Source organism: Mycolicibacterium sp. P4_G11, from assembly GCF_056555145.1.
In genome coordinates, this window is the sequence record NZ_JBFUJW010000006.1 from 639,500 (window position 1) to 661,629 (window position 22,130).

At 66.3% G+C, this 22,130-nt stretch carries 20 protein-coding genes; 5 read left to right on the forward strand and 15 right to left on the reverse strand.

Annotation, left to right across the window (positions count from 1 at the left end):
- Nucleotides 1-62 precede the first annotated feature (62 nt).
- Nucleotides 63-1,460, forward strand: a complete 1,398-nt coding sequence (locus AC1U2B_RS17415; protein WP_480217765.1) for an alpha,alpha-trehalose-phosphate synthase (UDP-forming) — start codon at nt 63-65, stop codon at nt 1,458-1,460.
- 68 nt (nt 1,461-1,528) lie between these two features.
- Here AC1U2B_RS17415 and AC1U2B_RS17420 read toward each other — a convergent pair whose 3' ends face one another.
- From AC1U2B_RS17420 to AC1U2B_RS17475, 12 genes are all read right to left on the reverse strand, one after another.
- Nucleotides 1,529-2,029 carry a mammalian cell entry protein gene (locus AC1U2B_RS17420; protein WP_480217714.1) on the reverse strand — a complete coding sequence of 167 codons (501 nt, stop codon included), beginning with the start codon at nt 2,027-2,029 and terminating at the stop codon, nt 1,529-1,531.
- Nucleotides 2,029-2,757: an Rv1363c family protein gene (locus AC1U2B_RS17425; protein ID WP_480217715.1), complete on the reverse strand. Its 729-nt coding sequence runs from the start codon at nt 2,755-2,757 to the stop codon at nt 2,029-2,031. Before AC1U2B_RS17425 ends, AC1U2B_RS17420 begins: the two co-directional genes overlap by 1 nt.
- A complete protein-coding gene (locus AC1U2B_RS17430; RefSeq protein ID WP_480217766.1) occupies nt 2,757-4,412 on the reverse strand; it encodes an MCE family protein in 1,656 nt (551 codons plus the stop codon). Before AC1U2B_RS17430 ends, AC1U2B_RS17425 begins: the two co-directional genes overlap by 1 nt.
- Before the next feature lie 2 nt (nt 4,413-4,414).
- Nucleotides 4,415-5,620 (reverse strand): MCE family protein, encoded by a 1,206-nt coding sequence (locus AC1U2B_RS17435; RefSeq protein WP_480217716.1) that lies wholly within the window; start codon nt 5,618-5,620, stop codon nt 4,415-4,417.
- Nucleotides 5,620-7,032, reverse strand: coding sequence for an MCE family protein (locus tag AC1U2B_RS17440; protein ID WP_480217767.1), 1,413 nt, complete (start codon nt 7,030-7,032; stop codon nt 5,620-5,622). Before AC1U2B_RS17440 ends, AC1U2B_RS17435 begins: the two co-directional genes overlap by 1 nt.
- Nucleotides 7,032-8,087: an MCE family protein gene (locus tag AC1U2B_RS17445; protein ID WP_480217717.1), complete on the reverse strand. Its 1,056-nt coding sequence runs from the start codon at nt 8,085-8,087 to the stop codon at nt 7,032-7,034. Before AC1U2B_RS17445 ends, AC1U2B_RS17440 begins: the two co-directional genes overlap by 1 nt.
- On the reverse strand, nt 8,080-9,114 hold the full coding sequence (locus tag AC1U2B_RS17450) for an MCE family protein (protein ID WP_480217718.1): 1,035 nt from the start codon (nt 9,112-9,114) through the stop codon (nt 8,080-8,082). The genes AC1U2B_RS17445 and AC1U2B_RS17450 overlap by 8 nt, the downstream gene beginning before the upstream one ends.
- A 25-nt stretch (nt 9,115-9,139) precedes the next feature.
- A complete protein-coding gene (locus tag AC1U2B_RS17455) occupies nt 9,140-10,342 on the reverse strand; it encodes an MCE family protein (RefSeq protein WP_480217719.1) in 1,203 nt (400 codons plus the stop codon).
- A gap of 13 nt (nt 10,343-10,355) precedes the next feature.
- On the reverse strand, nt 10,356-11,198 hold the full coding sequence (locus AC1U2B_RS17460; RefSeq protein ID WP_480217720.1) for an MlaE family ABC transporter permease: 843 nt from the start codon (nt 11,196-11,198) through the stop codon (nt 10,356-10,358).
- Nucleotides 11,199-11,241: 43 nt separating this feature from the next.
- Entirely contained in the window at nt 11,242-12,006 is a 765-nt protein-coding gene (locus tag AC1U2B_RS17465) for an MlaE family ABC transporter permease (protein WP_043398187.1), read from the reverse strand.
- Between the two features lie 156 nt (nt 12,007-12,162).
- The gene (locus tag AC1U2B_RS17470) at nt 12,163-13,107 is read right to left on the reverse strand and encodes a 3-oxoacyl-ACP reductase (RefSeq protein ID WP_480217721.1); all 945 of its coding nucleotides are present in this window, start codon (nt 13,105-13,107) and stop codon (nt 12,163-12,165) included.
- Nucleotides 13,108-13,120: 13 nt separating this feature from the next.
- Nucleotides 13,121-13,312, reverse strand: coding sequence for a ferredoxin (locus AC1U2B_RS17475; RefSeq protein ID WP_480217722.1), 192 nt, complete (start codon nt 13,310-13,312; stop codon nt 13,121-13,123).
- A gap of 201 nt (nt 13,313-13,513) precedes the next feature.
- On the opposite strand from AC1U2B_RS17475, the gene AC1U2B_RS17480 reads away from it, so the two are divergent.
- From AC1U2B_RS17480 to fadD17, 3 genes are read left to right on the forward strand one after another with little or no spacing between them, the layout of a single operon-like run.
- Entirely contained in the window at nt 13,514-14,695 is a 1,182-nt protein-coding gene (locus AC1U2B_RS17480; RefSeq protein WP_043398336.1) for an acyl-CoA dehydrogenase family protein, read from the forward strand.
- Between the two features lie 16 nt (nt 14,696-14,711).
- On the forward strand, nt 14,712-15,812 hold the full coding sequence (locus tag AC1U2B_RS17485) for an acyl-CoA dehydrogenase family protein (RefSeq protein ID WP_480217723.1): 1,101 nt from the start codon (nt 14,712-14,714) through the stop codon (nt 15,810-15,812).
- Between the two features lie 26 nt (nt 15,813-15,838).
- The gene (fadD17, locus tag AC1U2B_RS17490; RefSeq protein WP_480217724.1) at nt 15,839-17,401 is read left to right on the forward strand and encodes a long-chain-fatty-acid--CoA ligase FadD17; all 1,563 of its coding nucleotides are present in this window, start codon (nt 15,839-15,841) and stop codon (nt 17,399-17,401) included.
- On the opposite strand, the gene AC1U2B_RS17495 is transcribed toward fadD17, so the two are convergent.
- Entirely contained in the window at nt 17,398-18,495 is a 1,098-nt protein-coding gene (locus tag AC1U2B_RS17495) for a methyltransferase (protein ID WP_480217725.1), read from the reverse strand. The two genes, fadD17 and AC1U2B_RS17495, sit on opposite strands and share 4 nt — an antisense overlap.
- Before the next feature lie 106 nt (nt 18,496-18,601).
- On the opposite strand from AC1U2B_RS17495, the gene AC1U2B_RS17500 reads away from it, so the two are divergent.
- Nucleotides 18,602-19,300 carry an LpqN/LpqT family lipoprotein gene (locus AC1U2B_RS17500; protein ID WP_418004693.1) on the forward strand — a complete coding sequence of 233 codons (699 nt, stop codon included), beginning with the start codon at nt 18,602-18,604 and terminating at the stop codon, nt 19,298-19,300.
- 16 nt (nt 19,301-19,316) lie between these two features.
- Here AC1U2B_RS17500 and AC1U2B_RS17505 read toward each other — a convergent pair whose 3' ends face one another.
- Nucleotides 19,317-20,438, reverse strand: a complete 1,122-nt coding sequence (locus AC1U2B_RS17505) for an NAD(P)H-dependent flavin oxidoreductase (RefSeq protein WP_418004692.1) — start codon at nt 20,436-20,438, stop codon at nt 19,317-19,319.
- A 13-nt stretch (nt 20,439-20,451) separates the two neighbouring features.
- Nucleotides 20,452-22,104: a medium/long-chain-fatty-acid--CoA/3-oxocholest-4-en-26-oate--CoA ligase gene (locus AC1U2B_RS17510; RefSeq protein ID WP_480217726.1), complete on the reverse strand. Its 1,653-nt coding sequence runs from the start codon at nt 22,102-22,104 to the stop codon at nt 20,452-20,454.
- Nucleotides 22,105-22,130: the final 26 nt, after the last annotated feature.

A 22,130-nucleotide genomic window follows, 5' to 3' on the forward strand; every position in this document is an offset into this window, starting at 1 on the left:
CCAAGACCACCAAGGGCGGTAAGGCCGCCAAGCAGTCCCCGGTCGGCAACTCCGACTTCGTCGTGGTCGCCAACCGGCTGCCCGTCGACATGGAACGGCTTCCGGACGGCTCCATCACCTGGAAGCGCAGCCCAGGCGGTCTCGTCACCGCCCTGGAGCCGTTGCTGCGCAAGCAGCGCGGCGCCTGGATCGGCTGGCCCGGCGTCGCCGACAGCGACGAAGAGCCGATCGCTCAGGACGAGCTGACGCTGTGCCCGGTCAGCCTGTCGGCCGACGACATCGCCGACTACTACGAGGGCTTCTCCAACGCGACACTGTGGCCGCTGTACCACGACGTCATCGTCAAGCCCACCTATCACCGCCACTGGTGGGACGCCTACGTGGCGGTCAACAAGCGCTTCGCCGAGGCCACTGCCCGCACGGCAGCGCAGGGTGCGACCGTCTGGGTACAGGACTACCAGCTGCAGCTGGTACCCAAGATGCTGCGGGAACTACGCCCCGACCTGACCATCGGGTTCTTCCTGCACATCCCGTTCCCGCCCGTCGAGCTGTTCATGCAGATGCCGTGGCGCACCGAGATCATCGAGGGCCTGCTCGGCGCCGACCTGGTCGGCTTCCATCTGCCAGGCGGCGCACAGAACTTCCTGGTGCTGGCCCGCCGGTTGCTCGACGCCAACACCACCCGCCACACCATCGGCGTGCGCTCCCGGTTCGGCGAGGTGACCCACGACAATCGCACCGTCAAGGTCGGCGCCTTCCCCATCTCGATCGACTCGGCCGCGCTGGACGCCCAGGCCCGTAGCCGCACCATCCGGCAGCGAGCCCGTCAGATCCGCGATGAACTGGGCAACCCGCGCAAGATCATGCTCGGCGTGGACCGGCTGGACTACACCAAGGGCATCGACGTGCGGCTGCGGGCGTTCTCCGAGCTGCTCGCCGAAGGCCGCGCCAACCGGCACGACACCGTGCTGGTTCAGCTCGCCACCCCGAGCCGGGAACGGGTGGAGAGCTACAAGGTCATGCGCGAGGACATCGAGCGCCAGGTGGGCCACATCAATGGCGAATACAGCGAAGTCGGCCACGCGGTCGTGCAGTACATGCACCGGGCGATCGGCCGCGACGAGCTCATCGCCTTCTTCGTCGCCGCGGACGTCATGCTGGTGACGCCGTTGCGCGACGGCATGAACCTGGTGGCCAAGGAGTACGTGGCCTGCCGCAGCGACCTCGGCGGCGCGCTCGTGCTCAGCGAATTCACCGGTGCGGCAGAGGAATTGCGGCAGGCGTACCTGACCAACCCGCACCATCTGGACGGGGTCAAGGACGCGATCGCCGACGCCCTGACCCAGTCCCCGGAAGAGGGACGACGTCGCATGCGCGCGCTGCGTCGTCAGGTGCTCGCTCATGACGTCGACCGCTGGGCCCGGGCGTTCCTCGACGCCCTGGCGCACACCCGCGACTGACGCCGCGACCGTACAGAACGATTCAGGCCCCGGAGCTTCCGCTCCGGGGCCTGAATCATGTTGGGGTGCTAGAAGATCGGCGTCATCTCGTCGATCAGCCACTTGCCGTTGATCTTGCGGTAGTCGACCTTCAGCCGGCTGCCCTCATAGTTGGGCTGCTTGCGCTCATCGGTGATGACCCGGTTGACGAACGCCAGCACCGACCCGGTGTCGCGGTGCGACGCGATCATGCCCGCGCCGACCACATTCACCTGGCTGATCAGCTTGCGCTTGACCGCGTCGTTGAAGATGTTGTTCTTGGCCGTCAGTTCCTCGTACCGCTTGCGGAACTCCGGCGTCATCAGCGTCAGCGCCTGCGTGGTGGAACGCTGCACGCTGCTGTACTCGTAGCCGAGAATCTGCGGGATCTGAGACTTGGCCAGGTCGGGCAGTTCGGCCGCGGCCTCCTGCTCACCGGCCAGCTGCACGTGGTTCCAATACGCCGAGCCGCCGAGCGCCCCGAGCGCCACCACGGCAACCGCCAGCACCGCACCGAGGACCGCGGTCAGGACTGTGGACAACCGGTTCATCAGTTGCCTCCGTCCGGGTATTTGATGTCGTAGGCCGCCATGTGGCCGCTGTCGTCCTCACGGATGAACACGCGCTGCCGGTAGGGCGTCGACGGCTGGTTCACCCCGTTGATGTCGGTCAGGGTCACCCGGACCGTCACCAGCACCTTCGCGATGTTGGAGGTGTTGTCGACGCTCTCCAGCGCCGCCGCGGTGATGACCGCCTCCGAGTTGGCCTGAGTCTGCTTGAACAGGTACTTCAGGTTCTCGGCGTTGTTGCTCTGGTTCATCATGTCGCGCAGCGGGCCGGGGCCGATGCCGTTGACGAAGCGGTTCACGCTCTCGTCGACGGTCTTCTGCGTGTAACTGAACATGTTGACCACGGTCTGCTTCGCGGTGTCCACGAACCGCTGATCGCGGTCCTGCGTCGCCTCGATCTGTCCGTTGCCGTGCCGGAGGAACCAGGTGCCGCTGGCCAGCGCCGCCACCAGGACGGTGACGACCGCCAGGCCGACGGTCGCGACCAGGGACCGGTGCGGTTGCCGCCGCGGTACCTGGATCGCCGAACGTACCGACTTGGTGGTTCCCGATTCTGTTGATGTCTTGCTCGATGTCGACGGAATCGCCACGTCGAGCACTGTTGAAGCCTCTGCTGAGCCGCTGCTGCCGGCGGGCCGTGAAGCCCGCCGACGCACGCGGTTCACCGGCGGCTCCGACGTCTCGTCCGTCGCAGCCGGTTGGTCACTCATCAAACCTGCCTTGGATCCTTCATCAGGTCGACCCAGGACTCGCCTGTGTCGCCATTACTCGAGCCGGCGTTGAACACTCCCGTACCGCCGGCAGGGTCTGCGAAGACCCCGGTATTCGCATCGTACGTCGTACTCTGCGGTCCCTTGGGTCCGCTTGCCTGCGGCTGGCTCTCGGGGCCAGGCGCCGGCGGGTTGTTGATCGCGTACGGCGGAGTCACCTGATCCGGCGGCGCGAAGAACGGCCAAGGCAGCGGCTGCGGACCCGGATCGCTCGGCGGGTACGGCAGCGGGAACGGCGCGTTGGGCGCAGGTCCCGGCCCGGCGGGCACCCCCGGCGGCAACTGCACCGACGGCGGACCCGGGTCGTAGTCGGCTCCCGGCGGGATCATCGGGAACATATTCGGCGGGGTGATGTTGCGCGGGTCGTTGACCGGGGTGCCGTACGGCACCGGCGGGCCACGCCACGGGTTGCTGCCGATCGGCACGTAACCACGCGGGTCGCGGCAGATCTGGACCGTGGGACCGCGCTTGCCCGGGTACTCCATGCAGGGGTAGTTGCGGGCACCGCGGACCGTGCTCGGATCGCTCTGCGCGGTCTTGCAGTACAGGTCCTTGGGCAGGTCGCGCACGGTGGTGTCGGCCGGCGTCCGGATCTCCGGGGCCGGGATGAAGCCCGTCAAGCACGGCGGCTGGCCGAGGCTGAGCTTGAAGTCCAGCTTCGCGCCTTCGTCGATGGGCAACCCACCGGCGTCGGTCAGCAGGGCCGCGATCAGCGCCGGGAAGATCACCAGCGCCTGCTCGATCGACTTGTGGTAGATCACGCCTATCCGGCCGAAGTTGGCCAGGTTGGCCGCCAGCACCGGGAACGTCGGGCGGATGCCGTCGAACGTCTCGTTGACGGTCTGGACGGCGCCCGGGACGGTCTTCAGCAGCGAGCGGATCTGCGGGTCGGCGTGGGCGGCCTCACCGGTCAGCGTCGCGAGGCTGCTCGCCATGGTCTTGAGGTCGGCGCCGGCACGAATCTGCGCCTTCAGCAGCGGCCCGGCCTGATCGAGCAGCTTGTTGATCTCGCCCGAGTTGGCGTTGGCCTCATCCACCAGCAGCCGCGACGACTGGATCATCCGCGACAGTTCCGGACCGGATCCGTTGAACGCTTTGAACGACTCCCGCAGCAGGTCCTGCAACCGCGTGTTGCTGATGCTGCTGACCAGGCTCTGAGCCTGGTTGAGCAGGTCCGCGATGTCCTGGCCGACTGCAGTCCGGTCGACGCCGATGGTGGCGCCGTCCTTCAGCATGTTCTTCGACGGGTTGGCCGGCGGCACCAGGTCGATGTACTGCTCACCGATCGCCGACACGCTCTTGACGGTCGCGGTGACGTTGTCCGGCACCGGGGCGTCGGTGTTCAGCCGCATCTGGGTCGTCACGCCGTTGTCGGTCAGGCCGACGTTCTGCACGCGACCGACCGTCACGCCGCGGTAGGTGACGTTGGCGTTCTGGTAGATGCCGCCACCGACCACGAACTTGGCGTCCACGTTGTAGACACCCAGGCCGACCGCGGCCGGCAGGTGCAGGTAGGACGTCGTGATCAGGGCGAGGCAGATGATGGTGACGACACCGAAGATCGCCAGCTGGAAACGCGCAAGACGGGTCAACAACATTACGGCTTCACCCCTCCATGTTGCGTCGCTGTGCCTGCTGGAATCTTGAACGGATCGGCGGCCTGTCCCGACAGGTTCGCCAGTGCTCCCAACAGGAAGTCCGGCGGGTTGACCACTTCATCCAGGTGCCGCATGTTCGGGTCGAAGGCCCCCGAGGTGGTGAAGACGGTCTCGCCGAGGCGTCGCAACGTCAGGTCGAACGTCACGAACACGTTCAGGTAGTCGCCGCGCACCGCGTTCCGGAAGTACTTGTTGGAGAACGGGAATGTCGGAACCAGGTCCAGGTCGTGGATGAATTCGTCGGCGTTGTCGTTGAACGCCTTGATGACCGGGAAGATGTCCTTGAAGTCCGCGGCGAAGTCATCCTTGGTGGCGGTCATGACCTTGGCGCCGACAACTGCGAGCTTCCGCAGCGCGGTGAACGCGTCCACGATGTTCTTACGGTTGTCGTTGAGCACCTTGATCGCGCCGGGCAACGTGTCCAGCGTGCGGCCCAGGCTGTCCTTGCTCTTGGCCAGGATCGAGGCGAAGCGGTTCAGCCCGTCCATGGCCCCGACGATGTCGCTGGTCTGCTTGTCCAGGGATTGGGTGAGCTCGGCCAACCGCGGGATGAAGTCGACGAACTGCCCGGCCCGGCCGGCCACCGCGGCGTAAGCCTCATCGGTGATGTCCTGCAGCGCACCGAGATTGCCCTTGTTCACCACCAGGCCGAGCGACGACAGCACCTCTTCGGTGGTCGGGTAGCGGGCGGTGTGCGACAGCGGAATCTCTGAGCCCTGCTTGAGCCGGCCCTCCGGAGCCTTCCCTACCGGATCCCCAAGCTGCACGTGCTGCGAACCCAGCAGCGAGGTCTGCGCGACCTTCGCCGTCGCGTTCGCCGGCAACTTCACGTCGCCGTTCAGCGACAGCTTCACCGCGGCGTAGAAGGTGCCGTCGGGGCGCTGCACGGCGTCGATACCCGACACACTGCCGACGGTGACGTCGTGGACCATCACCGGCGAGTTCTGCGGCAACGTCGCGACGTCGGGCAGCTGCACCGTCACGGTGTAGGAACCGGCGCCGTGGCCTTCAGTACCGGGCATGTCCAGCGAGTTCAGGCCACCGAACTGGCAACCGGCGAGCACCACGGCACTCGATCCGAGTGCCAGCGCCTTGGTGGCCCTGCGCGCACCGCGTGCGTTACGGGCTTTCGCGACCGCCTTCATCAGTTGCCACCTCCGGCTTCAGCGGGCAGCGGCGCGCCAACGGGCGCCGGGGCGGGTCCGGGCAGCGGGCCCGAACCGTTCAGCGGCGTAGAGCCTGGTCCCACCGGCGGTGTGGCCGGAGAAATCTGGCCCGGTACTGCCGGCGGCGGCAGGATCAGGTCGCTGAGCGTCCCGTCCGGCTGAACCTTCGGCGGGATGACGCCAGGTGCGGCATTCCACTGCAGGTACGGCACCGGAGTCTGGGCCTTGGCCTCGGTCTGCGGGGTGTCGTAGGTGAGCTGGCCCTTGTACGCCGTGATGCTGTTGATCGGGTGGAACAGCACTGGCGGGTAGTTCATCGCGATACGACGCAGCACCGGGGCCATGCGCTGACGGCAGATCTCCGCACGCTTGTAGTTGTCCGGCGTCGCACCGACGTCGAAGTTACCGCCGCACAGGAACTGCACCGGGTTGGAGAAGTTCGGCAGCGACAACAGACCGTCCAGGGAGCCCTGCGCCGGGTTGTAGATGTTGTAGAAGTTGGCCAGACCGTTGGGCGTCACGTGCAGAACCTGCTCGACGTTGTCGCTGTTGTCGGTGATGATCTGCGTGAATTCGGCCAGCTTGCCGACCTGGTCGATCAGCGCCTTGTTGTTGTCCTTCAGCAGGCCCTTGACGTCCCCGAGTGCCTGGTTCAGGGCACCGAGGGTCTGGTCCAGACCGGCCGAGCTCTCCGCCAACACCTGCGAGACAGACGCGACATGGTCGGTGAACTGCACGATCTGCTCGTTGCTGTTCGACAGCGCGTTGACCAGAATCTGCAGGTTCTTGATCGTGCCGAACAAGTCGCCACGCGAATCACCAAGGCGCCCAGCGGTTTGCGACAGTTCACGCAATGCACTGCGGAACGAGTCGCCCTTGCCGTCGAGGGTGTCTGCGGCCTGATTGATGAACGCACCGAGCGGACCCTGCGCGGCACCGTCCTGCGGACCGAGCTGCGCACTGAGCTGGGTCAGCTGCTTCTTGACGTCGTCCCACTCGACCGGGACACCGGTCCGGGCCAGCGGCACCTCGGCACCGTCGGCCAGCGCCGCGCCGCCGTTGTAAACGGGGGTGAACTGCACGAACCGCGCCGCCACCAGGTTCGGCGAGATGATGATCGCCCGCGCGTCGGCCGGGATCTTCACGCCGTCCTTGACGGTCATGGAGACCTTGACCGAATTGGGCTGCGGCTCAACCGAATCGATGGTGCCGACCGGCACACCGAGCACCCGCACGTCGTCGCCTGCGTACAGACCGACGGCGTTGGTGAAGTAAGCGACCACCTTGTGGCCGCCCCGCGACGGCCACATCAGGTAGGCGCCACCGGCGACCAGCGCCACCAGCGCGACCACCAGGGCGATGATCGCCCCACGTGACTTCAGGTTCTTCATCATGGCGACTTCGGCCTCACGACGATCCGTTCAGAGATGTATCCACGCAGCATGTCTCCGAGGCTGGCGGGCAGCTTGCCTGGCTGGAAGTACGTGTCGAGCAGGACTTCCGTCATCGTCGCCGGCGGCAGGCCGTACAGGTTGATGTTGAAGCCCGGCCCGTTACCGACGACCTCGCCGAGCGCGGTGGCGTAGCCAGGCAGCCGCTTGAGCGCCTCGCTGATGTGCTCCTTGCGCTTGAGCAGCTCGTCCATCACCAGGTTCAGCTGCTTGAGCGCAGGCCCGAACTCCCGCTTGTTGTCCGAGACGAATCCCGAAAGCTGTTGGGAAACACCCCGAATGCCGGAGATCAGCGTGCTCAGGGACTGCCGCCGCTCGTCCAGCGCGGCGAACAGCTGATTGCCGTCGACGACCAGCTTGTTCACCTGGTCGGCACGCTGCGCCAGGGTGTCCGACACCTTCTTGGCGTGGCCCAGCAGCTGCTCGAGCGCCTGGTCACGGGTGTTGAGGCTGCGGGACAGGGCCGCCACACCGTCGAGCGCACCGCGCAGCTGCGGGGTCGCGTCGTGCAGCGTGTCGGTCAGCACCTTCAGCGCCTGCTCCATCTGCGGCTTGTCCAGCTCGCTGGTGTTCTGGCCCAGGTCCTGCAACGCGGTGTTGATCGTGTACGGAGTCGTGGTGCGGCCCAACGGAATCGTCGTTGCTTCCTTCGCGCCCTTGGGCGTCACCCACAGGGACTTCTGGCCCAGCACGGTGTCGGTCTTGATCGCGACCAGCGACTGGTCGCCGACCTTGATCTGACGGTCGACGGTGAAGTTCACCTTCGCCGCGGTACCGGCGAGCTCCACCGTGCCGACCTTGCCGACCCTGATGCCCGAGACCCGGACGTCACTGCCCGGCGTGATGCCACCGGCATCGCTGAAGAACGCGGAGTAGTTCTTGCCCTGCGGCCAGAACGGCAGCCCGGTGTAGCCGAACGAGATCAGCACGAGGCAGACCACGATGAAGACGCCGAGGATGCCGGTGCGGATCGGATCCTTTTCGGGCTTAGCCATTTTCGGAGCACCTGCCCTTCGACGGATCCGCGGGACCACCGAACGGCACGATCAGGTCGCTGCCCGCGGGGCCGCTCATCTTGATCTTCACCGAGCAGTAGTAGATGTTGAAGAACGCGCCGTAGGCGCCCAGGGCGTTGAGTCGCAGGTAGTTCTCCGCGAGATTCTCGATGACCGGGTTGACGTCCGCGCGGCGTTCGTACATCCGCTGCGCGAACGGACGCGCGTTCTCGATGACACCCTGCACCGGGCGCCGCGACTTCTGCAGCATCTCGGTCAGGTCGTTCTCGGCGGACGCCAGCGGACCGATGGCGCCGGCGATGGGGTCACGTCCCTCGGCCAGGCCGGTGATCAGCTGCTGCAGCTGGTCGATGCTGGTGTTGAACTGGGAGCCCTTGGAGTCGACCGTCGCCAGCACCGTATTGAGGTTGGTGATGGTGTCACCGATCAACTGATCGCGGTCGGCCAGCGTCTGGCTGAACGAGCCGGTGTTGGACAGCAGGTCCGACAGTGCGCCGCCCTGCCCCTGCAGGGCCTCGATCATGGCGGCGGTGATCTCGTTGACCTTCTTGCCGTCCAGACCCTTGACGACGGGACGCAGACCACCGAGCAGCGCGTCGAGGTCGAGCGCCGGCTGGGTGTTGGCGAGGACCACGGTGCCGCCGGCAGGCAGCTTGCGCAGCTCGCCCGGACCGGAGGTGATCTCCATGTACCGGTCGCCGACCAGGTTCTGGTAGCGGATGACGGCGCGGCTCGAGGTGTACAGCTGGTACCGCTCGTTCAGCGTGAACTTGACGTCAACGGTGTTGTCGCCCTTGAGCTTCACGCTCTTCACCGAGCCCACCGGGACACCCGCGATGCGGACGTCCTCGCCGGCCTTGAGCCGGGAAGCGTCGGTGAAGTTGGCGTGATAGGTGGACGACGAGGCGAATCGGAACTGGCCGAACACCACCACCAGGCCGGCGGCGACCAGCAACATCACGACGGTGAACACCGTGACGTTGATCATTTCGCGCTTGTGTCTCATGGGCGGCCCCAGTCACTCGCGGACATCAGTAGCGGTCCCTCTCTGCGTAGGCACCGGAGAACAGGAACTGCAGCGTCGAGGGAGCGTCGAACTGCAATTCGGTGTTCGGCTGGAACGGGATGTAGGCGTTGTCGGTCACCAGGAACGGCGAGTGGTACCAGGAGCCGCCGTACTGCTTGGACGGGACGTCCGGAAGACCACGGCAGTTGGGGCCACCGGAGGCGTTCACGATCGGCAGGCTCTCGGGGTAGGTGTAGTTGGGCGCGCCGGGGAAGAAGTTCGAGGACACGAACAGACCCGGCTTGACGCCACCGAACACCGGACCGAACTGGTCCACTGCCTTCGACAGACCTTGGAGCAGGCAGGGCAGTTCTGGTGAGTAGTCGCCCAGGACCTTCAGCGGTGCCCGCAGCCGCTGGATGGCGGCGATGTAGTCGTCGGCGGCCGGCGAAATGGTCGCGTAGGCGTTGTTGGCGAACCCGGTGGCCGCCAGCAGCGCGGCGTTCAGGTCGTCCTTCTCGTCGATCAGCGACTTGCTGACCGTCGGCGCGTTGTCGAAGATCTTCGCCAGGTCGGGCGCGGCATCACCGTAGATGCCGGCCACCGTCGCGGTGTCCTTGAAGTCCTGCTGCAACGTCGGCAGCTTGGGGTTGAAGTACTCCAGGTACTTGCTCAACCCGGCCGCGGCCGCACCGGCGTCGTCGCCGTGACCCCGCAGGCCTTCACCGAGCGCGGTCACCGTGGCGTTCAGGTTGACCGGATCGATCTTGTCGAGCAGGTCGGTCAACGTCTGGAAGACGGTGTTCATCTCCAGCTGCACGTCCTTGGCCTGCACCTGGGCGCCGGGACGCAGCGATTCCTTCGCCGGGTGCTCCGGCGGCAGGAACTCGACGGACTTGGCGCCGAACACCGTCGTGCTGCCGAGCCGGACCCGCGCGTTCGACGGGATGTAGCGCATCTGATCGCTGAGCACCGACAGCGTCAGCTTCGCCTGGTCACCGGCGTAGTCGATGTCCTTGACCTTGCCGATCTGAATGCCGCGGTACTTGACCTTGGCATCGGGATCCATGACCAGGCCGGCGCGGGGCGCCATCACCGACACGGTGTCCGTGGGGGTGAAAGCCGCGGTGTACGACAAATACGTGAACACCACGGCGGCCAGCATGATGCTGATCAGGACCGCTGCCGCGAGCCTCACATGGCTGCGTTTAGGACCACCGGAAGACATCGTCGTACACCCCCTATCCGGAGAGGTTGAAGTTGCCGGACGCGCCGTAGACGGCCAGGGAGATGAGCAGGACGATGGTGACGACCACGATCAGCGAGGTCCGCACGGCCTGACCGACCGCGATACCCACGCCGACCGGTCCACCACTGGCGTTGTAGCCGTAGTAGGTGTGCACCAGCATGACCGCGATGGACATGACGATGGCCTGCAGGAATGACCACAACAGGTCGGTGGGCACCATGAAGGTGCTGAAGTAGTGGTCGTACAGACCGGCCGACTGACCGTTGATGTAGACCGTGGTGGCCCGCGCCGCGAAGAACGAGGCCAGGACGGCCAGGGCGTACAGCGGGATGACGGCGATCAGGCCCGCGATGATCCGGGTGGACACCAGGTAGGACACCGAGTGCACGGCCATCGCTTCGACGGCATCGATCTCCTCGGCCACCCGCATGGCGCCCAACTGCGCTGTGGTGCCCGCGCCGATGGTGGCGGCCAGGGCGATACCGGCGATCACGGGCGCGACGATGCGCACATTCAAGAACGCCGACAGGAACCCGGTCAGCGCCTCGATGCCGATGTTGCCCAGCGACGAGTAGCCCTGGACGGCGATGACGCCACCGGAGGCCAGCGTCATGAACCCTGCGACACCGACGGTGCCACCGATCATCACCAGCGCGCCGGTACCCATGGTCATCTCGGCGATGAGCCGGATGGTCTCGCGGCGGTAGCGGGTCAGTGCGTTGGGGATGTACCGGAAGGACTCCCCGTAGAACAGAGCCTGCTCACCGAGGCCGTCGACGATTCCGGGCAGAGCCCGGAACATTCGTTTGAAGCGGAGTGTTGCGTCGTAACTCATGCGCGATCCGTTTCCGCTACTCGCTGGGTGCTCATTCCCGGCATCACCTCACCAGTACCCGGACGCCGATGGCGGTCATGATCACGTTGATGACGAACAAGCAGATGAAGGCGTAGACCACGGTCTCGTTCACCGCGATGCCGACGCCCTTGGGTCCGCCCTTGACGGTCAGGCCGCGGTAGCAGCCGACCATGCCGGCGAGCAGGCCGAACAGCACGGCCTTGATCTCGGCGAGCATCAGCTCGCCGAGGCCGGTCAGCACCGTCAGGCCGTTGATGAACGAGCCCGGGTTGACGCCCTGCAGGAAGACGGAGAAGACGTAGCCACCGGCCAGGCCGATGAGACACACCAGGTTGTTGAGCAGCACGGCGACGAAGGTCGAGGCCAGGACGCGCGGCACCACGAGGCGCTGGATCGGGTCGATGCCGAGCACGCGCATCGCGTCGATCTCTTCGCGGATGGTGCGGGCACCGAGGTCGGCGCAGATGGCGGTCGCACCGGCGCCGGCGACCACCAGCACGGTGACGACGGGGCCCAGCTGGGTGATGGTGCCGAAGGCGGTGCCTGCTCCGGAGAGGTCGGCGGCGCCGATCTCACGCAGCAGGATGTTCAGCGTGAAAGCCACCAGCACGGTGAACGGAATAGCGACGAGCAGGGTCGGCACGAGCGATACGCGGGCGATCATCCAGGTTTGTTCGAAGAACTCCCGGAACTGAAACGGGCGACGCCACATCTTCGTGAATGTGTCGAGGGCCATTTCGAAGAACCCGCCAACGGCCCGGGCCGGAGCCGCAAGCTGTTCGATCAACCTTCGACTCCATTCTCGGTCGTGGTTGAGCAGTCACGGCGAAGAGTGGGAATTCCCACGTTCGCAGCGGCCTGATCACCACTTGGCAATGCTTAGCTCTTGTGAGCCGGCTCATAGTAGCTAGAACAGGTTCACAGTGGCAAAAGAACAGCAAAATCACTGGGAAACGACATATAATCGCAGCTCAGGATATATTTTGACGTTGCCGTCACTGTAACAAGTTCTAGTGCTGACGCGGCGCTTTCCACGCCCGTGCAACGTGGAACTCAGTTGTGTCATGTCCCACTCAGCGGACGGCGCTGTGAAGTGGCTCTCCACGGTCGGGGCTGCTACCAGGGTCACAGTCGGACCATAAACGATGAAGAGCTGGCCATTCACGTTTTCCGACGCCGGCGAGGAAAGGAAATGCACCAATTTCACGACGTGCTCAGGCGACAGCGGATCAACCTCATCCACACCAGGAGCCGCACCGAACACATCTGCCGTCATCGCGGTACGGGCCCGCGGGGCGATCGCGTTGGCGCGGACGCCGTAGCGCTCCAGGCCGCGGGCCGCGGTCAGTGTCAGCGCCGTGATGCCGGCCTTGGCGGCTCCGTAGTTCGCCTGCCCCACCGGACCGGCCAGGCCGGCCTCGGACGAGGTGTTGACGATCCGGCCGTACACCTTGCCGTCGGCCGACTCCTTCGCCTTGGCACGCCAGTAGGTCGCGGCGTTGCGGGTCAGCAGGAAGTGACCGCGAAGGTGGACCGCGATGACCGCGTCCCAGTCCTCGTCGGTCATGTTGAACAGCATCTTGTCGCGAGTGATACCCGCGTTGTTGACGACGATGTTCAGTCCACCGAGCTTGTCGGCGGTGTCGACGAGTTCGTCGGCGGTGCTGCGGGCACTGATATCCCCGGCCACCGCAATGCCTTTGGAGCCGGCGGCCTCGATCTCGGCGAGCACGTCCGACTTGTCGAGCGCGCCGGCCATGTCGTTCACCACGACGGTGGCACCGGCCCGCGCCAGCCCGATGGCCTCGGCACGGCCCAGGCCTGCGGCGGCACCGGTGACCACAGCCACCTTGCCGGAGAGGTCGGTGGAGTCGTTTTCGCTAGTCAATTTATGAATACCTCTAGTCTTTGCGGAGCAGGGCGGCGCGGGGGCATTCCGCGATGGACTGCTCGGCCAGTTCTTCCTGGTCGGCAGGCACCGGATCAGCCAGGACTACCGCATAGTCGTTGTCGTCCAGATCGAAAAGGTCCGGCGCAATTCCCACGCAAACCGCGTTTCCTTCACAGCGGTCGTGATCAACTTCAACCCGCATGACACCCTCCTGACGGCCCGGATTTCGACGGTGAGGCCAACATATCGACCCCGCCATGGCGATGCCAGTGTGGCACGCTCTGGACCCCAAGACTAGAACGTGTTACAAGTTTGAGTAGGCACGGGTCGCCGAAAGCGGCCCCCGCAAAGTGACAGACAGACCAAAGACGTACCCCAATTCGACTGATAAAGGATGAATTCGATGCGGATCGGCTATACGCCCGAGCAGGAGGAGTTGCGGCGCGAACTGCGCTCGTACTTCGCCAAACTCATGACCCCCGAGCGCGCCGAGGCCCTGGCGTCCAATGACGGCGAGATGGGACGCGGCAATGTGTACCGCGAGACCGTCGAGCAGATGGGCAAGGACGGCTGGCTGACGCTGAGCTGGCCGAAGGAGTACGGCGGCCAGGCCCGGCCCCCGATGGACGGCCTGATCTTCAACGACGAGGCCGCCATCGCCAACGTGCCGGTGCCGTTCCTGACGATCAACTCGGTGGCGCCGACGATCATGCACTTCGGCACCGAGGAGCAGAAGAAGTTCTTCCTGCCCAAGATCGCCGCGGGCCAGCTGCACTTCGCCATCGGCTACTCCGAGCCCGGCGCCGGCACCGACCTGGCCTCGCTGCGCACCACCGCGGTCCGCGACGGCGACGACTACGTCATCAACGGCCAGAAGATGTGGACGTCACTGATCGCCTACGCCGACTACGTCTGGCTGGCGGCCCGCACCAACCCCGAGGCCAAGAAGCACCGCGGCATCTCGATGCTGATCGTGCCGACCACCGCCGAGGGCTTCTCCTGGACCCCGGTGCACACCATGTCGGGTGTCGACACCAGTGCCACCTACTACCAGGACGTCCGTGTCCCGACCTCCAGCCTCGTCGGCGAGGAGCACGGCGGCTGGAAACTGGTCACCAACCAGCTCAACCACGAGCGCGTGGCCCTGGTGTCGGCGCAGCCGATTTTCGTTGCGCTGGACGGGGTTCGGGAATGGGCCCAGAACACCAAGGACCACCACGGCAAGCGGCTGATCGACTCGGAGTGGGTGCAGCTGAACCTGGCCCGGGTGCACGCCAAGGCCGAAGTGCTGAAGCTGATCAACTGGGAGCTGGCCTCGGCCACCGATTCGGCCCCCTCCCCCGCCGACGCATCGGCGGCCAAGGTGTACGGCACCGAGCTGGCCACCGAGGCCTACCGGCTGCTCATGGAGGTGCTCGGCACCTCGGCGACCCTGCGCCGGGACACCCCGGGTGCGCTGCTGCGCGGCCGGATCGAACGCTGGCACCGGTCCTGCCTGATCCTGACCTTCGGCGGCGGCACCAACGAGATTCAGCGCGACATCATCGGCATGGTCGCGCTCGGCCTGCCCCGAGTGAATCGCTAAGAGAGAGCGGCGAGAAATGGACTTCAAGACAACCGAAGCATCTGACGACCTCGGCGGCCTGGTCCGGTCCATCACCGAATCGGTGGTGACCCCGGAGCGCCAGAAGGAACTGGACAAGCTCGATGAGCGGTTCGACCGTGAGCTGTGGGCCAAGCTGATCGACTCCGACATCCTGTCCACCACCGCACCGGAGTCGGTGGGCGGCGGCGGTTTCGGCGCGCTGGAGCAGGGTGCCGTGCTGGTCGCACTGGGCCGGCAGCTCGCGGCGGTGCCGTACCTCGAGTCGACCATCCTGGCCGCCGGCGCCATCGCCGAATTCGGTTCGGCGGAGCTGCAATCCGAGTGGGCCGCCCCGGCCGTCGCCGGCAGCAAGATCGTCGTGCCGGCACTGGACGGCGAGATGGGCCAGGGTCCGGTGCAGGCCACCGGTTCCGACGAGGCCGGATACACCCTGACCGGCACCCGCACCCAGGTCGCGTACGGCCCGGTCGCCGACGCCTTCCTGGTCCCGGCCGAAACCGATTCCGGCGTCAAGGTTTTCCTGGTCACCGCTACTGATTCCGGCGTCACCGTCACCTCGCTGGACACCACCGGACACGGCAGCATCGCGCACCTGGATCTGCAGGGCGTGGCCGTCGCCGCCGACCGCGTCGTCGGTGGTTCGGAGGTCGCCTCCTGGCTGCAGCTGCACAACGTCCTGGGCCGCAGCGCATTCCAGCTCGGGGTGGTGGAGCGCGCGTTGGAGCTCACCGCTCTGTACGCCCGCGAGCGCGAGCAGTTCGACCGCCCGATCGGCAGCTTCCAGGCCGTGTCGTCCCGGTTGGCCGACGGCTACATCGACGTCAAGGCACTGCGCCTGACGCTGACCCAGGCCTCTTGGCGCGTGGCCGAGGGGCTGCCCGCCGAGATCGACGTGAACACCGCGGCGTTCTGGGCCGCCGAGGCCGGACACCGGGTGGCGCACACCGCGGTGCACGTGCACGGCGGCGTCGGCATCGACATGGATCACCCGGTGCACCGGTACTTCCTGGCGGCCAAGCAGACCGAGTTCGCCATCGGCAGCGCCACCGGGCAGCTGCTGCGCATCGGGCGCGAGCTGGCGGACACGCCGGCCTGATTCACGTCTCCGACATGGGAAGCCTGATGTCCGACCGGCCCACCGTCAGCGACCTGCTGCGCCCGCTGGTCGACGTCACCGACCGCGGGTTGTACGACTGCACTGCGGCGCCGGACGATTCCTCACAAGAAGATGATGGCGGCCCGGCTGATCTGATCAGCTGGGCCGACCACATCGCCGCGGGCGCACAGTTGGCCGCGGCGCTCAAAGCGCGGCTGGACCCGGCCAAGCCGCCGCATATCGGTGTGCTGCTGAGCAATACGACGTTCTTCTCGTCGCTATTGGTGGCCGCCGCACTGGCGGGGCTGGTCCCCGTCGGCCTGAACCCGACCCGCCGCGGGGCCGCGCTGGCCGGCGACGTCGAGCGCTCCGACTGCCAGTTGGTACTGGCCGACAACCTCGATCTGGTCCCCGCCGGCCTCGACGCCGCGGGCATCGACGTCATCGACGTCGAATCTGCTTCGTGGGCAACCGAACTCGCAGGATTCGCCGGCGCGCCGGTGCAGTTCGCCGACGTCGACCCCGACGACCTGTTCATGCTGATCTTCACCTCGGGCACCAGCGGTGACCCCAAGGCCGTCCGGGTCACCCACGACAAGGTGGCGTTCCCCGGCCAGATGCTGGCCGACCGCTTCGGCCTCGGGCGCGATGACACGTTCTATCTGTCCATGCCGCTGTTCCACTCCAACGCGGTGATGGCCGGCTGGGCGGTGGCGCTGGCGGCTCAGGGGTCGATCGCGTTGCGCCGCAAGTTCTCCGCCTCGGGATTCCTCCGGGATGTGCGCCGCTACGGCGCCACCTACGCCAACTACGTCGGCAAGCCGCTGTCGTACATCCTGGCCACCCCGGCGCAGCCGGACGACACCGACAATCCGCTGAAGTTCATGTACGGCAACGAGGGTGCCCCGCGCGACCTGAACCGGTTCGCACAGCGTTTCGGCGTCATCGTCGTCGACGGTTTTGGCTCCACCGAAGGCGGCGTCGCAGTCGCCCGCACGCCGGACACCCCCGCCGGTGCGCTCGGCCCACTGACCGCCGAGGTGGCCATCGTCGACGTGGAGACCGGGCTGCCGTGCCCGCCCGGCGTCGTCGGCGAACTGGTGAACCCGACCGGCCGTGGCTGGTTCCGCGGCTACTACAACAACGCCGACGCCGAGGCCGAGCGCATGGCCGGCGGCATCTACCACACCGGCGACCTGGCCTACCGGGATGCAGATGGATACATCTATTTCGCTGGGCGCCTTGGCGATTGGATGCGGGTCGACGGCGAGAACCTCGGCACCGCACCCATCGAGCAGGTGCTGCTGCGGCACCCCGACGTCGTCGAGGCGGCCGTCTACCCGATACCCGATCCCGCCGTCGGCGACCAGGTGATGTCGGCCCTCGTCCTCCTCGACGACGCGACATTCTCCGCGGACGACTTCAGCGCTTTCCTGGCCGCCCAGGAGGATCTGGGCCCCAAGCAGTGGCCCCGGTTCATCCGCGTCGCGACGACGCTGCCCCGCACCGAGACCTTCAAGGTCATCAAGCGGCAGCTGTCGGCCGAGGGCACCGACTGCGCCGACCCGGTTTTCGCGATCGCCCGCTAGTCGTGTACCGGGACGGCCTCGACGAGCGACATCGGCCCGGCCGTCGGGACCACGCGGGTCTGCCGAAGTCCGGCGCGCGCCAACAACTCTGCGTACTGCGAGGCCGTGCGTTCCTGCCCGCCTGCCGTGACCAGCATCTCGAGGTCGACGAGCATGCCCGGGTGATTCGGCGTGCCTTCGGGCAGCACGAGTTCGATCAACGCGACGGTGCCCGTCGGTGCCATCACCGACCGGATGTTGCGCAGGATCGCCAACGCACTGTCCTCGTCCCAGTCATGGATGATCGTCTTCAGCAGATAGGCATCGCCGCCTGCGGGGACCGACTCGAAGAACGAGCCACCGGTGACGGTGATGCGGTCGGACACCCCGGCCGAGTCGAGCACCGGACCCGCACCCGCCACGACGGACGGCAGGTCGAACAGCACGCCGCGGGCGTCAGTGGCCTGCTGCAGGACTGCCGACAGCAGTGCGCCGTGCCCGCCACCCACGTCGACGATGGTGCCGAAGCCGCGGAAGTCGTATGCCGGCAACAGGGTTTCGATCACCATGCCGGACAGTCCGGTCATCGCGTTGTTGAACGCCGCGGCCAGGTCAGGATCAGTCTCGAAGTAGTCAAAGGGCGCCATGCCGCGCAACATCTCTATCGATGTCTTGCCGGTCTGTACCGAGTACAGCAACTGGCCCCAGTGTTCCCAATGCTTGGGGTGGCCGATGAACTGGAGCATCGGCGCCATCGATCCCGGTACATCCGACCGCAGCGCCTGGCCGAGTCGCGTGAGCGCGAACCGTCCGCCACGCTCCTGCTTGAGGACTCCGTTGCTGGCCAGCGCCCGCAGCAACCGGAATGTCGCCGCGGGATCGGAGCCCACGCGTCGAGCGACGTCTTCGGCGGTCGCCGGAGCAGCTGCGAGCATGTCGATGATGCCGAGCTTGGACGCCACATACATGGCCTGGGTGAGCCAGCTGCCCAACACCATCTCGAACATCGTGAGGTTGGCCGGCGCGACGGCCTGGCGTAGTTGGCTCAAGCCTTCGCGGACCCGGCCGATGCCGTCGATGAGCCAGCCGGGCGGTGGTTTCTGCGCGTTTGCCACGCGCTCACAGTAATGCCACAGCTAATCCGCACGCTAGAGCCGGTTTCGCGCCGGCTCGGCCCCGGCTCACAGGATCACTGCGAGCTTGGTCCATTAGTCTCGCCACATGAGAACGTCCGCGATCACCGGCCTCGTCGCGGCAGCGACCGCACTGTCCATGGTGCTGGCCGGCTGCGACTCCGGAAAAGATGCGAGCGCGGCGTCCGACAGCCCGACCAGCGCCGCGCCGACGACAGCGGCCGCCGCTGCGGATGCGGGCAACAGCAAGGCAAGTGACGGCCCCAACCCGACGATCGCCAGCTACATCAAAGACCACAAGATCACCGAACAGCAGGTGCACCGCACCGACAACGGCGAGCCGAAGGTCGACCTGCCGAAGCCGGACGGCTGGAAGGCCACCGGTGACGACAATCCGCCATGGGCGTACGACTCGATCATCTACAACGGACCCGTCGACCCGGCGAACTACGCGCCCAGCGTCATCGCGCTGCTGTCGAAGCTGACCGGCGATGTCGATGCCAAGGCGCTGATGGCCACCGCGCCCGGGGAGATTCAGAACCTGCCGGGCTTCACGCCGTCGGGTCCCGGTACCGAAACCAAGGTGCGCAACTACCCCGCCTACCGGATCGCCGGCACCTGGGTGTCCGACGGCAAGACGAAGTTCGTCGCGCAGCAGACCGTGATCTTCCCGTCTGGCGGGGCAACCTATGTCCTGCAACTGAATTCAGACGGTGCGGTGGACCAGACGCCGATCATCCAGGCCGCCACCGACACCGTCGCGCAGCAGGTGAAGATCACGCCCTAGCGCTCGCGCAGGGAAATCAGTTGTCGCGGATGGCATCCAGGCGCTTGGTGGCCGCCTCGAACTCGGCGACCAGATCGGCGATGATGACCTCCACCGGGCGGATCTCGTTCATCCGGCCGACGATCTGACCGACCGGCATGGCGACCGCGGTCGGATCGTCGGAAAGGCTCATCCGCTGATGCGCCTCTCCGACGAGAATGTTCTGCAGAGGCATCGGCAGCGCTTCGGGCGCGTCCGGTGCGTCCCAGGCGTCGGTCCAGCGGCTCTTCAGAATCCGAGCGGGCTTGCCGGAGTAGATCTTTCGGCGCACGGTGTCGGCGGAGGTGGCATTCAGCAATGCCTCCTGGATCACCGAGGCACCCGACTCGCGACGCACACCCAGGTCGTATTCGGCCGCGGTGAGGAATGCCGAGCCCATCCAGACGCCCTGCGCGCCGAGCGCCAGTGCCGCGGCCAGCTGCCTGCCACTGCCGATCCCACCGGCAGCGAGCACCGCGGCCTTACCGTCCACGGCGTCGACGATCTCGGGCCACAGCACCACGGAACCGATCTCGCCGGTGTGCCCACCGGCCTCATGCCCCTGGGCGATGACGATGTCCACTCCGTTGGCGACGTGGCTGAGCGCATGCTTCGCGCTGCCGGCCAGCGCGGCCACCGGGACACCTGCCTCGTGGACCTGCTCGATGACGTCATTGGGCGGGGACCCGAGCGCGTTGGCGATCAGCTTGATCGGATGGCGCAATGCCACCTCGACATGGCTTCGCGCCACCGAGTGCAGCCAACCCAGCACGCCGGTGTTGTGCTCACCCTCGGCGGGGAGCGGCGGAACCCCGAGATCAGCAAGGGTTTTCGCGACGAAGTCCCGATGTGCCTGCGGAATCAGCTTGTCGATGTCGACCGCGCTGCCCTCGGTGGGGACCTTGTTGGGCATCACCACGTCGACGCCGTACGGCTTACCGTCGGTGTTGGCGTCCATCCAGGACAGCACGTTTTCCAGCTCGTCGGGATCGTTGAACCGGACGCAACCCAGCACACCCATGCCGCCCGCGCGGGTCACCGCCGCCGCCACCTTCTCCGACGGGGTGAAGACGAAGATCGGGTACTCGATGCCGAAGCGTTCGCAGAGTTCAGTTTTCATGTCTGTTTCCTAACTACGCCTGCACGCTTGCGTGTTTGGCGTGCACCTCATCGGCCGGACGGGCCTCGGTCTGATCCTTGGCCCAGCGGTAGTCGGGCTTGCCCGCCGGGGACCGCTTGACCTCGTCGACCAGCCACAGGCTGCGCGGCACCTTGTAGCCGGCGATCTCGCTACGGACGAACGCGTCCAGGTCGGCCAGCGCGGGCTTGGTGCCCTCGCGGGGCTGCACGACGGCCGCGACATGCTGGCCGAAGCGCGGGTCCGGAACGCCGACCACCAGGGCGTCGAACACATCCGGGTGACCCTTGAGCGCGGCCTCGACCTCTTCGGGGTAGATCTTCTCGCCACCCGAGTTGATCGACACCGAGCCGCGGCCCAGCATGGTCACGCTGCCGTCGGCCTCGACCTCGGCGAAGTCACCGGGGATGGCGTAGCGCACCCCGTTGAACGTCCGGAAAGTCTCGGCAGTCTTCTTCTCGTCCTTGAAGTAACCGACCGGGATGTGGCCGCACTTGGCGATGATGCCGCGCACGCCCGAACCCGGAACCACCTCGTTGCCGTCCTCGTCGAGGACCTTGGTGTTCTTGTCGATGGTGACCCGCGGGCCGCCGGTGTGCGACTGCCCCTTGGCGACGATGCTGGTGCCGCCGAAACCGGTCTCCGAGGAGCCGATCGAGTCGGTGATGATCCGATTCGGCAGCAGCTCGAGGAACTTCTCCTTGAGGCTGGTGGAGAACAGCGCGGCGGTGCTGGCCAGCAGGAACAGCGAGGACAGGTCGTAGGTGTTGCCCTCCTCCTGGTGCGCCAACAGGGCGTCCAGCAGCGGGCGGGCCATCGCGTCGCCGGTGAAGAACAGCAGATTCACCTTGTGCTCGTGGATCATTCGCCACGCGGCGTCGGCGTCGAACTCCGGCATCAGCACCACGGTGTGGCCGGTGAACATGGCCATCCAGGTGGCCGACTGGGTCGCGCCGTGGATCATCGGCGGGATGGGGAGCCGGATCATCGGCGGGTTCGCGGCGGCCTGCTTGGACAGGTCGTACTCGTCGGCGATCGGCTCGCCGGTGGCGAAGTCGGTGCCGCCGAACAGAACTCGGTAGATGTCCTCGTGCCGCCACATGACGCCCTTGGGGAATCCGGTGGTGCCGCCGGTGTACAGCAGGTAGATGTCGTCTTCGCTGCGCGGGCCGAAGTCGCGCTCGGGTGAGTGCTCGGCGATGGCGGAGTAGAACTCGACGCCACCGTAGCGCTGGAAGTCGTCGTCGGAACCGTCCTCGACGACCAGGATGGTCTTAAGCAGCGGCAGCTCGGGCAGCACGTTGGCGACCCGGTCCGCGTACTGGCGCTCGTGGATCAGCGCGACCATGTCCGAGTTCTCGAACAGGTACTTCAGCTCGCCCTCGACGTAGCGGAAGTTGACGTTGACCAGGATGGCGCCGGCTTTGATGATGCCGAGCATGCCGATCACGATCTCGATGCGGTTGCGGCAGTAGAGCCCAACCTTGTCGTCCTTCTTGACGCCTTGTGACTGGAGGTAGTGAGCGAGGCGGTTGGCCTTCTCCTCCAGCTGGGCGTAGGTCAGTTGTTCGTCGCCACAGATGAGGGCGACGCGGTCCGGCACAGCATCGATGGCGTGCTCGGCAAGATCTGCGATATTCAGAGCCACGTTACATAAACTAGAACGTGTTACAT

Bases quoted from the DNA above. Each gene is read 5' to 3' on its own strand.
- AC1U2B_RS17425 (WP_480217715.1), bottom strand. From the start codon at position 2,757: ATGAGTGACCAACCGGCTGCGACGGACGAGACGTCGGAGCCGCCGGTG.
- AC1U2B_RS17460 (WP_480217720.1), bottom strand. From the start codon at position 11,198: ATGAGTTACGACGCAACACTCCGCTTCAAACGAATGTTCCGGGCTCTG.
- AC1U2B_RS17500 (WP_418004693.1), top strand. From the start codon at position 18,602: ATGAGAACGTCCGCGATCACCGGCCTCGTCGCGGCAGCGACCGCACTG.
- AC1U2B_RS17440 (WP_480217767.1), bottom strand. From the start codon at position 7,032: ATGAAGAACCTGAAGTCACGTGGGGCGATCATCGCCCTGGTGGTCGCG.
- AC1U2B_RS17455 (WP_480217719.1), bottom strand. From the start codon at position 10,342: ATGTCTTCCGGTGGTCCTAAACGCAGCCATGTGAGGCTCGCGGCAGCG.
- AC1U2B_RS17420 (WP_480217714.1), bottom strand. From the start codon at position 2,029: ATGAACCGGTTGTCCACAGTCCTGACCGCGGTCCTCGGTGCGGTGCTG.
- AC1U2B_RS17475 (WP_480217722.1), bottom strand. From the start codon at position 13,312: ATGCGGGTTGAAGTTGATCACGACCGCTGTGAAGGAAACGCGGTTTGC.
- AC1U2B_RS17435 (WP_480217716.1), bottom strand. From the start codon at position 5,620: ATGAAGGCGGTCGCGAAAGCCCGTAACGCACGCGGTGCGCGCAGGGCC.
- AC1U2B_RS17445 (WP_480217717.1), bottom strand. From the start codon at position 8,087: ATGGCTAAGCCCGAAAAGGATCCGATCCGCACCGGCATCCTCGGCGTC.
- AC1U2B_RS17505 (WP_418004692.1), bottom strand. From the start codon at position 20,438: ATGAAAACTGAACTCTGCGAACGCTTCGGCATCGAGTACCCGATCTTC.
- fadD17 (WP_480217724.1), top strand. From the start codon at position 15,839: ATGTCCGACCGGCCCACCGTCAGCGACCTGCTGCGCCCGCTGGTCGAC.
- AC1U2B_RS17485 (WP_480217723.1), top strand. From the start codon at position 14,712: ATGGACTTCAAGACAACCGAAGCATCTGACGACCTCGGCGGCCTGGTC.
- AC1U2B_RS17480 (WP_043398336.1), top strand. From the start codon at position 13,514: ATGCGGATCGGCTATACGCCCGAGCAGGAGGAGTTGCGGCGCGAACTG.
- AC1U2B_RS17450 (WP_480217718.1), bottom strand. From the start codon at position 9,114: ATGAGACACAAGCGCGAAATGATCAACGTCACGGTGTTCACCGTCGTG.